The following is a 14,682-nucleotide window of genomic DNA, read 5'->3' as shown; positions in this document are numbered from 1 at the left end:
TTATCTACAGTCGATAGCCACGCCCTCTATTTCTATGAGTAACTCGTCACGACATACATCCGCCAACAAATAAGACTGACTTATATTCTGATATTCAGCCATAATCTGATGTACCACCTCATAATCTTCCTCATTTTTCAGATAGATCCTCAATAGCTTTATTTCGGAATCGCCCGTCAGCTGTCGGATATTCTCCATTGTCACATGAAGTTGTTCAACCACATCGTCAGTAATACTTTTCTCCCCACGTATTGCTGCCGTACCGGAGACATAAACCATTCTTTCATTCCCATAACCAAGAGATTTGGCACGTTCAAACTTCGGAGTTGTAAGCCCTGTATCAGCTTTCTCCAACACATTTTCGGAATACGCATGCGCCGCAATCTGCAATTTATTGTCAATAGGCCTAATTTCAAAATCTGCACACTTCAACATAACCGCATCCGCATCCACAACAACACTTTGCCCCGATGTTCCTATCCCCGTAGCAGCCGGATACCCATCGGACCATCCCCATGAAGAATAAAAATCCGTACGCGCGTTATTAAACATCTGGTAATGCTGATTTCCACTATCGTCGAACGAAGTTATGTTTCCTATATAATTCCATTGCCTGACAATAGAATCCACATTAAAACCTTCACCGCGCAATATATTTCCCAAAACATTAAATATACCGACACTACCGGCAGATATATCATCGCCAGAAGAAGAGTGTAAACCTCCAGCATAAAGGAATCTGCCATAGCGGTTTTCCAGCACCACATACGGAAAACCGTTAAAATCTTTGTAGATAAGAGATTCATCCGGGTCAGGTCTGTAACTATGTACCTCAACCACGAGTCCAGCATCCAAAGGTTTCTGAGGCACCAGAGATATTATAGGTAGTTTCCCCTTAAAAAGCTCTCCAACTCTGATACGCAAACTGTTCAGTTTGTCCCGATAATCATCATCGTCCGCCACAGCAGAAAAGAAAACCAATCGTAGAATTTTATATCCGGTATCCATTTTCTGCAATATTTCATTCAGCATTCCATTAAAATCATCACCGGCAGACTTCAATATACTATAATCTATATTCTTAAAATAACTCATAATGAATTAACATATTCAGTTAATGCCTCTATTTCCTTTTTTGAAACTTTTTTATCAATACCATGTTTATGCACCTCAAAAACCTCGCGCATCGTAGCAGCCCTTCCATCGAACAAATATGGAGCCGTACGCCATACCTCCCTCAGCGTTGGAGTATCCCATCCTTGCTCGAATTCCACATCATCTCCTATAACATGCATTTTCATGTCCGTAAAATAAACACCTGAATGACATTCTCCACATTTAAGCTTATCAAAAACCTTCTTACCAAGTTTGGCCTTATCAGAAAGTTCTCCATTCACCAGCCAGGGGCTCGGGACGGGCTTCAAAGATTTGAGGTACTCGTCAACACAACGCGCATCCTCTTCGGAAATATCGAAAAACTGAATGAACTTATATCCAGCTCTGACTGCCAGCTCAGCTGATTCTCTAATTCCTGAAATCATACACCTTGGTGTTACATGGCTGAAAAGCATGCTTTTGCAGTTTTTGGAATTACCGACACCGTCATTCATCAAATCCCAGTTCATACCGTCAGTACGCCCATCACCAGGATGACACCCATTGCAACTTTGCCAATTCTGGAAGCAGTGTGAAGCATCATTGAAGTACTTTTCCCCTTTGTCTATATCGCTTTCCACTCTTTCAGGATTCAGATTATAGCCTTTCACATCCAAAGTATTGATATCCATCACGTTCAGTACATCAGCAAAATATGTCGGAACAATTATGCTACTGTCTGTTAGCACAAAATTCCTGGGGCCGTTTCCCTCCAAAGGAATACGCTGTCGCAAGCCGTACAAGAAAGTAAGATCGTACTCAAGAGCTTGCTTGTTCGGATATGCAAGGAACTTATCCATCATTCCTTTTCGATCTATGACACTGACCTCGTGAGTACCAGAATGTGTAATAAATATCTTGTCATCATTACACTGTATTCCCCATATTCCAGCCGCACCGCGTTCAGGCTCATCCACCAGTACTTCCCCCAAATAGCTCTGTGCCTCCACATCTATCACACTGAACGAACTCGTGTTCATCCAACCCTGCTGTAACTGCGATGTGGGAACTGTGTAACGCCCCAAATTGTGAGAAACATAAATGTATCTGCCATCGGGAGTGATACACACACCACGTGCGGCATTACTACCGTTTGCCAGTCTGATATCCTTTATCTTAGTAAAACTGTCCAGATCAATTACAGACACACAGGTAGCCACATAATCCAAATCTGCCCTTTGAGCAGGAAGGAAATTCGCCACAAACAGATACTTTCCGTCCTTACTAACAACAGCCGACTTAGGTTCCCTCAGAACCTTGACCTTCCTTAACACCTTATTGTCTTTCATATCAATTTCGGAAACAGAATCGTCAAACTGATTACAAACATACAGCCGGTCTGCCTGTCCGTTAATTACAGGACTACATGCACCAGAGCCTGTACTCATTGTAGCAATTTCTTTTCCATCTAAAATATTTATAACATGAAGCAATCCCTGGGTTTCGAAGGTAGTAACATACATCACATCTCCATTCACGGCTACACCTGTAGGAATCTCATTAAATTTATATGATATACTTTCTTTCACTCCTTCGTCAGTATATACCGAAACCATGCGTGTTCCTTTTTCAGAAATAAAGCATTTACCTTCACTGCTCACTGCAATTCCGGTGGGATAAAATGGCGAATTACCCGCAAGCAAAATATTGGATACCCCCCAAAAACAAAAAGCTAATATGTGTTTAAAACTAATGTGTGTTTTCATGATATAATATAAAATTTAATGTCTTACTTTTATATATCCAAGTTCCGCTGAAATTCGTTTCGACGCTTCTTTCATTATAACAGCATCATCACTGATAATTTCATCTGTAAGACGTCCTTTAGGTCCCGAAATCCAAATAGACCCACAAGGATAACCATTATAACCAAATATCGGGACACCTATACAGACCACTCCAGAAAGTTCTTCTTCATTATCCATGGCAAAACCCTGGTTGAAAACAATATCCAGTTCCTTCAAATAATCCTCCTTGCAAACTATAGTACGTTCATTAAATCTTTTAAACTCCATATATGAAAGATACCTGTCACGAACACTCACAGGCAGAAATGCCATAATAGCCTTACCCGGAGCCGAACAGTGCAGTTCGAAAGGCTTTCCCGGCGACAATTTGAAGCTGAAGGCATAACTACCTTGGGCCTGCTCTATGAATATCCCTTTCCTTTCACCCAGCACCCCGAAACATACAGTTTCTTTAACCTTGTCCCTTAGTTCCCTTAAATGGGGCAACACGGTCTCGAGCAGCTGATGCTCATTCAGGGCTCTAAACCCCAAAGTCAGCAATTTGCGCGACAGTCTGTAGCGTTTTGTATCTTCACTGTAAATCAGATAGTCCAGACGTGTCATCGCATTAAGAATTCGATATGCAGTGGTCTGCGAAATATCAAGATCATCTTTTATCTCCTGCAGTGTTTTGCCCTTTACATCAAAAGAGAGATAATCTAACACAGCAAGACCTTTTTCGAGATTAGGAACCTTATAATTGACATTTGGGTTTTTCATATTTGACTCAGCGTTTTCCATATTTGAAATATCATTTCATGTTTTTGACAAAGTACATAGATTATATGAGAAAAGCAAATCATTAACCATTTTTATTATTGAGATATAATAATTTATTTGAATTTCAAATTGGAGAAAAAAAACTAAATACTGCTGATATATTCACAATATCTTCAGAAGGATATAATGTCCATACTATTTTTTTATCTGAATCGAATTCAACCAAAAGCGGCTGGGACTTATCCTTCGTATGACCATTCCAGTTACAGAATAGAGTATTTTCATTTTCATAAACCAATGCTTCTGCAACAAAATTCATCGATAGATTTTCAAATGATGAAGAATCAATAGTATCAGTTATTTGTCCATCATTAGGATTTATATAAACTAGCTTATGACCATCACCGCAAGATACCATCCATTTTCCTTCTTTTGTAACAAATACAGAAAAAGGATTACCTCCACATTTTACCCTCCGTATTATTTCCATTTTTTTATTTGTCTCAATAACTTCACCTTTACCCATTAATGGTATTATATATCCACCATCTTTTTTAACAGTTAACTGTCTAAACTGTCCATGGACGCTTTTTATACCGGTATCAAAGACTTTACTTTTAACCACTTTACCTTTTTTGTTTATCTCTACAATACGAGCTGGATGTCCACACATAGCGAGCAAATATCTTCCATTCTTAAGTTGACGGGCAGTGAAAAGTTCCTCTCCTTTATTAACTTTAAAATCCCATATCACTTCATGGTTCATATTAACCAAACGTGCGCCACGATTATATGCATATAAGATATTCCCGTCAGAAGTAAGTTGAAGATCATTGCAATCCTCACGATTAAAAAAAACATGTTCCCACTCTATTGTTTTAGTGGTTTTATCTATTATCGCAATTTTATTCCATCCACAACCACCAATTAGCAATTTCTCATTGTTCTGACCGAACAATATCAAATAAAAAGACAAAAGGACAAAAACAAGATTTATACGTTTCATATTACTCCTCCATTATTACTCTAAATCCAACATTATACACTTTCTGATAATCTCTATAAGGTAATCTGTAAGTAGACGTTGCACGTTTTGGACGATCATACCAAGAACCGCCTCTAGCAACTTTCTTCATATCACCCATATTTATATCATTTCTTCCATCATTATCAGAGTATGGATATGGTTTATATGATGATAAAGTCCATTCCCACACATTTCCATGCATATCAAACAAATCCCATGAATTGGGAATATAACCTCCTACATTCTCCGATATAAAACCTCCATCATTAAATACTGTGTCACGAGGAATCCAATCATCATACCTGTTAGGTGTGGATATAATCTTTACACTTTCATAATTTTTATATGCAGTACAAGCAGCAAATTCTTTCAGTTTTACATCTCCCAAATTCGCAAAACGTGTAAAATCTTCGTTTTCTTTTCCATACCAATATGGCGTAGCACTACCAGCACGACATGCCCACTCCCATTGCGCTTCAGTCGGTAAAGAAAATTTCATGCCAGTTTTATCGGATAGCCATTTACAGAAATTCATAGCTTCTTGCCAAGAGACTCTTACTACTGGTTGTTTATCACCATTCATAGAGTATCCTCTACGTCCAAATTGATATCCATGCCTATGTTCATCTCTGCTGTCATGTTTAGGATTAAACGCTCTATATTGTTCATTCGTTATCTCAAAACGTCCCATCCAAAACGGTTTGTCAATTGTAACCACACATTGAGGCGATTCATCGACGTTTCTGTCACTTCCCATAATAAATTTTCCAGATGGGATTTTCACAAGTTCCAAACGTATTCCATTGCCCAAATCAATAGTTTTATTTATATTAACAAGATTTGTCTGGATATTCTGCGGCTTTTTCCAAGAATCATATTCACCTTTCTCCGGATTATAAAGAGGCCAATTTTCAAGTTCTGTTTCTCCAATAGTTATTTCTTCTTTTTCCGGAATAACCGGTGTTGTGTTTTCATCAATCTCAGGAAGCCACTCTGTATCTCTCTTTGGAGTACCAAACATATCACTATATAATGCACGCATCTCGTAACTAAGTTTTGTTACTTTAGAGTTAGGTATATCCGTACGCCTTCCATGAAAAGGTGCATTGAAATCAATCCAACAAGATAATTTCCTATAAGATTCATCATCCAACTTTACATTATGATGCCCTTTAATCAACATTTGCATCAATTCAGTCTGGTCTGCATGCACATCCATAGGTACTAACATGTGAATATCACTTTCAATACCAGGACGTCGTACATGACGATGCAAGTTTACATAAGAAACTGTAAAATGTCCACCAATCTTAGTTCCTGCCCTACCACTGATACCTGAGACCCAATCGCTAATCCATTTATCACCCTTCAAATATGGTTTATCTGCATTATCTTCACTATTATGACAGGATACACAATATTTATCAAGTATAGGTTGAACTTCGTGTCTGTAACTAAATCCACGTTCTCTACCATACCATTCTTTTATCTCTTGTGGTTTTTTTCTTGAAGCTATTGTAACTTTGGGTATTGGCAATGAGTTCTTATCTTCATGACATCCAATACATGAAACCATTTCTCCAGGCATACCTGTAAACCAACTTCTCATAACTTGCAAGGCCTTACCTTCCTCATCAAGCGGCTGTACAAACACCGGTGTATTTGCCGGAATATTAAAAATAGCAGAACCATCTTCTTCGACATCCACTTCTCCAAGTATGCGCTTGATGTCCCAAGGACCGTCCATTCCTATCGTTCCCAAAAGTCCTCCCTGTTTCAGTGGACTAAAATCATAAGAACCTATACGAAGTTTTTTCACAGTACCACGAGGAATACCCTCAAGACCTCCTCCATGATAAACGTCTTGTAAGAAAACTGTTGCATAATTCTTGCTTATATCAACCCTATTGGGAATAACGGCAGGTGTTTTTCTTGCTTCCATTATCACAGGATCCAAAAAAGCAGCATTCTCAGATTCAGCAATCAATGTTCTGTTATCAAATCTGTCTACAAGATATATCCCCCACAAACTTTTCTCTGAATCCTTCATTGAAACGATAAAATAGTTTTCATTCAGAGGATAAGGTTGTAAGAACTGTGGCCATATTCCGGTTGAAAACCTATCTCTTATCAACGGTTCAACTTTTTTACCGGAAAAAGGAATCTCCGCAACTACCCCATCAGCTTCCTGACGTCCTTTTCTGGTATCTATAATCATAAGTCGACCGCTTCTGGACCAACCATGATGTCCTGAAGCAACTCCAACAATACAAGTCGGCGAACCTGGAATAGGACGTGCATTAAAAAACGAAGTAGGGAAATAAGAGTTTGAGCCATAGTATGAGTTTTGAGTCGTTCCATCAGGATTCATCGTAAAAATAATTCTTGAATTAGAATGCGGCAAATCCGCATATTCCCACCTTTGATAAAGTACAGTTCCATTATCAAGAATCACCGGCCCCCAGTTACTATCCTGATCAAATGTCAACTGACGTGTTTTACCTGTTGTAGGGTTATATGTAAATAAACCACACATTTTATTGCCGCCATCAGTACAGGGCAATCCTAAGAATGTACCTGTAGAACAAAATATATAATTACCTTCCGGTGTATAACACCCGTCAAAGCTATCAAAATCTTTATATTCTTCAGGAGTAAGTTGAGTCACATTCCCGGATTTCAAATCATATTCAAATAAATGCCACCGATCATTAGTACCTATAGAAGAATACATAAGTCTAGAACCATCAAACGAAGGTTCAGGATCTGAGATTATCATACCCTTAACAGGAGAATACATAACTTCTTGTTTAATACCATCAGAACTGCATACAATAGAAACAAATTCATTATTCCACCCTGTCTTAGGATTTCTTATCTCTGAATTGTTTTGGAAATTTGAAGGTGCAATACCTAACGATGCACTCATTACATTTCTTGAATTGTTATCAAAATATCTTTTTATAGCTACTATACGCTTATCTCTAATAAGAGGATTATCCAGCAAAACGCCATCGAGTATATCCAATATCTGTTCTACCTTTTTCACAGTTTTTTTGTCCTTGGCACGCAAACCGAGAATATACTTATTTCTATTACTTTCCAAGTCATTAATAGCATCTTTCCATTTTGAGTCTGGATTATATATCCCATTAAAATTCCTTTCCAAATCATTTACAGCTTTAGAATAGCTCTCAACAGTATAAAAACCTATACGTTTTTCAAGATCAAAACAATAATCATTAGCAGAGATATTAAGTGAAAATAGCACAGCAATCCCCATAGAATAAAATTTTCTCATAGTTACTATAATTATAAAACCACCATAGACACAACCCTAATTCCATTTTTTCATATATGAATTCACTATTTTCATATATAAAATCAATGATTTTAGATTTACAAATATATCAATAACAAGATAAAAGCAAAGGAATTAACTCTATTTAATAATACATATTAAAGTACTAGATATTAAGATTTTATAGTAATATACAAATGATATATTTTAGTTCATTACAGATGTTTTTTATATTTCAACACTTCAGAAATTGTTAATGCTAAATATTTGAACAAAACACCTTGTCATTTATGTTCGAATGACAAGATGTTTTTTAGATAGATCATTGAAATAATTTGATTAGAATATAAAAAGACTAACTCTCTTTTCTCATCTTATATCCATAAACTACAATTACCACAAAGCAAATCAGTGGAAGTATAAATGATACATTTACGGCAGGCATTTCAAACAACGTTTTACAATCTATAATTGATGCTTGCAAAGGAGGCAATACCGAACCGCCCAAAATTGCCATTATAAGACCGGCAGCTCCAAATTTAGCATCATCACCCATTCCTTTCAACGCTATACCATAAATGGTTGGGAACATCAATGACATACAAGCCGAAACACCGACTAAACAATACATTCCCCAAATATTTTCCAACAGAATAACACCTGAAGTAAGAATAATTGCTGCAAATGAAAGTACCATAAGCAACATTCCTGGTTTTACAAAACGAAGCATAAAAGTACAGACAAAACGACTTATACAGAATATCACCATTGCTACTATGTTATATTTCTGCGACAAGACCTCTGCTGCTTGTTCTTCCATACCCTGCGCCATAAACAGTCGTGTTCCATATTGTATAATAAATGTCCAACACATTATCTGTGCTCCTACATAGAAAAACTGCGCTATAACACCATATTTGTATCTTCTTCTCGAAAATATTCGTTTCAATGTGGGAACAAAATCTATAGAATGTGATTGATCTGCATTTCTTGGCATTTTTGACAATCTGATTACTAAAAGCATTGCCATTATTACTAAACCTATTACTAAATATGGCGCTATAAGAACTGACAAATCGGAATCTCTTACAGCTTCAAACTCTGCCTGACTTAACTGTGCCCTTTCAGCTGTATCCATTGGATTCAATTTATTTTGAATGAAATTCATTGCCACATACATACCCATAAGAGAGCCTATCGGATTGAACGCTTGAGCAAGGTTAAGACGACGTGTAGCAGTTTCTTCCGTTCCCATTGACAATATATACGGATTACAACTAGTTTCCAAAAAAGATAATCCACATGTCATAACAAAATATGCCAATAAGAAAGGATGATAATCACCAGTAAGTTTTGCAGGGAAAAATGCCAATGCACCTACAGCATATAATCCCAATCCCATCAAAACTCCTGCCTTATATGTATATTTTCTTATAAACATAGCTGCAGGAAAAGCCATGGCAAAATATCCACCATAAAAAGCTACTTGCACCAAGGCTCCGTCAGTAACGCTCATTCTGAATATTTTTGAGAAAGCCTTTACCATAGGATTAGTTATATCGTTAGCAAATCCCCATAAAGCAAAACACATTGTTATCAATATGAAAGGGAATATATAACTGACTCCGTCTTTACTAATAATAGATTGTTTCATGAATAATTTTAAAGTTTAGGTTAATGATTTAAGACGAAAGGAATAGGGTTAATAAAGATAAAACATTCTTTCCATTGGCTGCCATTTTTCTGAAGATGTACTTCCCGGTTCAGAACACTGGAATATAGACATATAATCTTCCCATTCCTGCTGTCTCGGCAATACTGCAAGTTTATCCATCGCAGAGTCCCAATCAAAATCCAAAGGAGTTTCCACAATCATGAAAAGTCTTGTTCCTAGTATGTATATTTCCATTTCTAATATTCCTACACTGCGTATACCCTCAAGTATTTCAGGCCATATTTTTTCCTTGCTGTGACGCAACCTATACTCAGCAATCAGGTCTGGATTATCTCTTAAATCCATTGTTCTGCAGTATCTCTTAACATTACAATCATGTTTTCTGGCTTCATATCCATTATTTACCATATATTACATTTTTTTAAATTCACATTTTCGTCTATATAAATTCAGAATAATAATACTGCTAATTACATTAACTTACAATTATCTTGTTTCAACTTTTGTCAATTACAATTGTCAGTTACAAACAGACAGTAAAGAATTTACTGTCTGTTCATGAACTTCAAAATTAACTATAATCTTATAATCACCAACAATCTATTTGTTTTTATTTATAAATAGGCCCATAATTCTGGCAAGCCCTATAGTCTGCACCTTCCTTGTCCATGCCAAATGCGTTCCATGCTGCAGGACGGAATATCTTGTCATCGTCAACATTGTGCATACATACAGGGATACGGAGAATTGAAGCCAAAGTAATCAAATCTTGGCCAATATGACCATAGCTGATGGCTCCATGATTTGCTCCCCAGTTATTCATTACAGAATATACATCTTTGAAAGCAGGTTTGTCGCACAAGCGTGGTACGAACCATGTAGTAGGCCATGTACGGTCAGTACGTTCGTCAAGAAGTTTATGTATTTCAGGATCAATTTCCACTGTCCAGCCTTCGGCAATCTGAAGAACAGGACCAAGACCTTTCACCAAGTTAAGACGGCTCATAGTAACAGGCATACCACCTTTTGAAAGGAAGTTTGAAGAGAAACCGCCGCCACGGAAATAATCTCTGTTAGCAGGATACCAAGTAGTAGCTTCAAGACATTTTTCCACTTCAGCATCTGTAATTTCCCAAGACGGTTTCATTGTAGGATTTCCTTCAGCATCTGTCTGCTGACCAGTTCCGTCAAGAGTAGTTGCACCGGAATTGATAAGGTGTATGATACCGTTCTTTGCCAAACCTGTAAGTTCTTTTCCTGTCACACGTTTAACTGCTTCTGGACTCCAGTATGTACGAACATCAGAGAAGATCTGTGCACGGTTTGTCAACAAGTGACCGAATAGCATAGCTACACCGTTGCATGCATCGTTTTCTGTTGCCACGACAAATGCCTCACGGATACCATTCCAGTCGAATGATGTATTAAGCAACGCTTCTGAATAGTCACCGTTTGGATAGAAGTCAGTCCACTGACGCTGTCCTTGGAAACCTGCAGCTATTGCATTATGTCCTAAGGCTTCTTCCTTGAATCCCATTTCCTTCAGTTTAGGATTACCTGTCATAAGGTCTCGCATAATGATAGTCATCTTGACGATAAATTCCCAATCGGCATCCTTTTCTTCACGAGTCTTTTTCTTTGCATCTACATTGAAATCATTGCCTTCGTTCTTCTTGCAATATTTTTCTGTCCATGCCATAGCTTTGGCAAATTCTTCCTTATCATATATGCCTTCAGTCATACGACGGATAATTTCAGTCAAGTCAACAGACTCATTACGCATTCCAAGGTATTCCTGGAAGAAATCCGGATTTACGATAGAACCTGCAATACCCATTGACACGCTACCCATAGAAAGATATGACTTGCCGCGCATTGTAGCTACAGCCTGTGCCGCACGTGCAAAACGAAGTATCTTTTCCGCTACATCAGCAGGGATTGTATTGTCTTCAATATCCTGTACATCGTGACCATAGATACCGAACGCAGGTAAACCTTTCTGTGCATGACCAGCAAGTACGGCAGCCAGATAAACGGCTCCCGGTCTTTCAGTTCCGTTAAATCCCCAAACAGCCTTTGGATAATAAGGATTCATATCCATTGTTTCAGCTCCATAACACCAGCAAGAAGTCACAGTGATAGTAGCACCTACACCTTCACGTTCGAATTTTTCTGCGCAAGCTGCACTTTCAGCTACACGTCCTATAGTAGAATCAGCGATTACACATTCAACAGGACTTCCGTCTCCATTTTTCAGATTAGAAGAAATAAGTTCTGCAACTGCTTTGGCAAGATTCATAGTCTTTTCTTCAAGGCTTTCGCGGACACCACCCTGACGTCCGTCGATTGTGGGACGAATCCCGATTTTCGGATAATTTTTCATTGTTTCAATAGTTTTTAAAGTTTGTTTTTAATATTTTTACTTACATAATCCTGCATTCCATAGCTATGCTGAACTATGCTGATTTATCTGTATTAATAAAGGAATATTGTAAATGAATAAAACTGAAATCATACCGAATTACGTAAATGCACCTCAGTATGGAGATAAGTCCGAACTACCTCACCCGTAAGTATGAATTTTGCAGCCTGCTTTCCCATCTCATCCCAATTTACACTCAAAGCAGTGATTCCGTCATCTATAACTTCGTATGCGGGCGTATCATTATATGCAATAATACCAAAGTCACGTCCGCACTTAATCCCTTTTTCTCTACTTCTCTTTATTATATTCACAACATCTGTCTGACGAATAACTATATAAGCCACACCATTCTCCACATCTGTGATGTCCTCCTGTTCGGATATTTCAGAAACTATGTCATTATCATGACAGTACTGTATGAAGCTGTCAGCCGAGACTCTAGGATGTTTTGAATCAGCAGGAAACTGGAATACTATCTTACGATATTTCTTCAGCCTATCAGTAAGTTTGGTAAGAGCATTATAGAACTCATCATCAAAATTCTGGCATATATAAGAATAATTCTCCTTCTCGAACTTTCCGAAGTCAAGAAGTAACAGACGTGAAGAGTTTATCTTATTAAACAAAGGCGAGAATTTCTCATTGTCAAAATTCATCACCACATAATAATTGTAACGGCCTATAGCTTCATGCAATATAGTATTGAATATATGTTCATTATATTGATGAAACCACAAATCCACTTTATATGATGTAGAAAGTTTTCTTACGAAGCTATTATATAGCGTGTTTTTAAAAGGTGAATACTCATCAAGAAGAAGAAATATTTTCTCCTGGCGATTGGTCACATAATATCCCTTACCTGGAGTAGAATCGATAAGTTTCCTCTCACGTAAATCAGAAAATGCCTTAAAAACAGTATCGCGCGACACATTGTAAGCCTTGCTAAGATAATTTATGGAAGGCAGACTGGTATCTGTCTTGTATTTCCCCATCATGATATCCTGTTCTATGATATCAGACAGTTGCTTAACCTTTGTGGATTGCTGTCCGAAGTTTACTTTATCTTTCATTTGCAAGGTCTTAACTGTGCTGAACTGTTCTGACACAAAGAAATGAATTTTATTTTTGACAACAAAAAGTTATGACATGTTTAACAACAGAAAGTAAAGGAAAACTTTAAAAGATATAATATACAAAAAAACCCAAAGCTGCGAACAAATCGTAGTTTTGGGTCTATTTTATTTATTTCAATTATATAATGAAACTAATATTATTTCTGCCTTACAAATATATTTATAGGAGTTCCACATAATTTCCACCGTTCTCTCATTTTATTTTCCAAGAAACGTTTATAAGGTTCTTTCACATACTGAGGTAAATTTGCAAAGAAAACAAACGAAGGAATCTGTGTATTTGGCAGCTGGGTAATATACTTAATCTTGATATACTTTCCTTTATTTGATGGAGGTGGATAGGCTTCTATAAGCGGCAATAATTCCTCATTAAGTCTTGCAGTTGGTATTCTTGTTGTTTTAGCAGAATAAACATTTTTTGCCTCCTCCAAAACTTTAAGGATTCGCTGCTTTGTTAACGCTGAAGCAAATATTATAGGGAAATCTGTAAACGGTGCAAATCTACTACGGATAGCATCCTCATAGTTTTTCATTACTTTTACAGTCTTATCCTCTACCAGATCCCACTTATTAACGACAACGACCAAACCTTTCTGATTTCTCTGAATAAGACTAAAGATATTTAAATCCTGTCCCTCTATACCCCTAGTTGCATCAAGCATGAGTATACATACATCAGAATTCTCAATAGCACGAATAGAACGGACAACAGAATAATATTCCAAATCCTCATTAATCTTATTCTTTTTTCTTATTCCTGCTGTATCTACCAGATAAAAATCAAAACCAAATTTATTATATCTGGTATATATAGAATCACGAGTCGTACCAGCAATTTCAGTGACGATATTTCTTTCCTCTCCTATGAAAGCATTTACAATGGAAGATTTACCGGCATTAGGTCTACCTACAACAGCAAATCTAGGTATGTCCTCCTCAAATATTTCATCTGCATCTTTTTTGAATTTCGACACTATAAGATCCAGCAGGTCACCTGTTCCGCTTCCGCTAAGTGCCGATATACAGTAAGGATCACCCAGCCCCAAAGAATAGAACTCTGCTGCATTATATTGCAAATCGTTATTATCAGTTTTGTTTGCAACCATTATTACAGGCTTCTTTGAACGCCTCAGAATATCTGAGACCTCCATATCAAGGTCTGTAACTCCATTCATTACATCAACCACAAACAATATAACATCGGCTTCATCCATAGCCAACAATACTTGTTTGCGAATTTCCTCCTCAAAAATATCGTCTGAGTTAACCACCCAACCTCCAGTATCTACAATGGAGAATTCCTTTCCTAACCATTCAGATTTACCATACTGACGATCACGGGTTGTTCCCGCCTGTTCATTAACTATTGCCTGACGAGTTTTTGTCAGACGATTAAACAGTGTTGACTTTCCTACGTTCGGACGTCCAACAATTGCAACTAAATTTCCCATATTCT

The 14,682-nt window shown here is 37.4% G+C and carries 10 protein-coding genes; all 10 read right to left on the bottom strand.

Features of this window, described 5'->3' with window-relative positions; translation table 11 throughout:
- Entirely contained in the window at positions 1 to 1,095 is a 1,095-nt protein-coding gene (locus tag Q0486_RS02595; RefSeq protein WP_299230153.1) for an endoribonuclease L-PSP, read from the bottom strand.
- Positions 1,092 to 2,861, bottom strand: coding sequence for a YncE family protein (locus Q0486_RS02590; RefSeq protein ID WP_299230152.1), 1,770 nt, complete (start codon positions 2,859 to 2,861; stop codon positions 1,092 to 1,094). Before Q0486_RS02590 ends, Q0486_RS02595 begins: the two co-directional genes overlap by 4 nt.
- A 15-nt stretch (positions 2,862 to 2,876) precedes the next feature.
- Positions 2,877 to 3,683 (bottom strand): IclR family transcriptional regulator, encoded by an 807-nt coding sequence (locus Q0486_RS02585; RefSeq protein WP_299230151.1) that lies wholly within the window; start codon positions 3,681 to 3,683, stop codon positions 2,877 to 2,879.
- 103 nt (positions 3,684 to 3,786) lie between these two features.
- A complete protein-coding gene (locus Q0486_RS02580) occupies positions 3,787 to 4,668 on the bottom strand; it encodes a hypothetical protein (protein WP_299230150.1) in 882 nt (293 codons plus the stop codon).
- A 1-nt stretch (position 4,669) separates the two neighbouring features.
- Positions 4,670 to 7,990: an SUMF1/EgtB/PvdO family nonheme iron enzyme gene (locus tag Q0486_RS02575; RefSeq protein WP_299230149.1), complete on the bottom strand. Its 3,321-nt coding sequence runs from the start codon at positions 7,988 to 7,990 to the stop codon at positions 4,670 to 4,672.
- 355 nt (positions 7,991 to 8,345) lie between these two features.
- Positions 8,346 to 9,644, bottom strand: a complete 1,299-nt coding sequence (gene fucP / locus Q0486_RS02570) for an L-fucose:H+ symporter permease (protein WP_299230148.1) — start codon at positions 9,642 to 9,644, stop codon at positions 8,346 to 8,348.
- Between the two features lie 48 nt (positions 9,645 to 9,692).
- Entirely contained in the window at positions 9,693 to 10,073 is a 381-nt protein-coding gene (locus Q0486_RS02565; protein ID WP_299230147.1) for an L-rhamnose mutarotase, read from the bottom strand.
- A gap of 202 nt (positions 10,074 to 10,275) precedes the next feature.
- On the bottom strand, positions 10,276 to 12,048 hold the full coding sequence (fucI, locus tag Q0486_RS02560; protein WP_299230146.1) for an L-fucose isomerase: 1,773 nt from the start codon (positions 12,046 to 12,048) through the stop codon (positions 10,276 to 10,278).
- Positions 12,049 to 12,176: 128 nt separating this feature from the next.
- Positions 12,177 to 13,163, bottom strand: coding sequence for a GntR family transcriptional regulator (locus Q0486_RS02555; protein ID WP_299230145.1), 987 nt, complete (start codon positions 13,161 to 13,163; stop codon positions 12,177 to 12,179).
- A gap of 200 nt (positions 13,164 to 13,363) precedes the next feature.
- Positions 13,364 to 14,677, bottom strand: a complete 1,314-nt coding sequence (gene der, locus Q0486_RS02550) for a ribosome biogenesis GTPase Der (RefSeq protein ID WP_299230144.1) — start codon at positions 14,675 to 14,677, stop codon at positions 13,364 to 13,366.
- Between the last annotated feature and the right edge of the window lie 5 nt (positions 14,678 to 14,682).

Source organism: uncultured Bacteroides sp. (assembly GCF_937912035.1).
Classification (GTDB): Bacteria; Bacteroidota; Bacteroidia; order Bacteroidales; family Bacteroidaceae; genus Phocaeicola.
The sequence above is the reverse complement of the archived record's forward strand: the minus strand, read 5'-3'. Positions and strand labels throughout refer to the sequence as shown.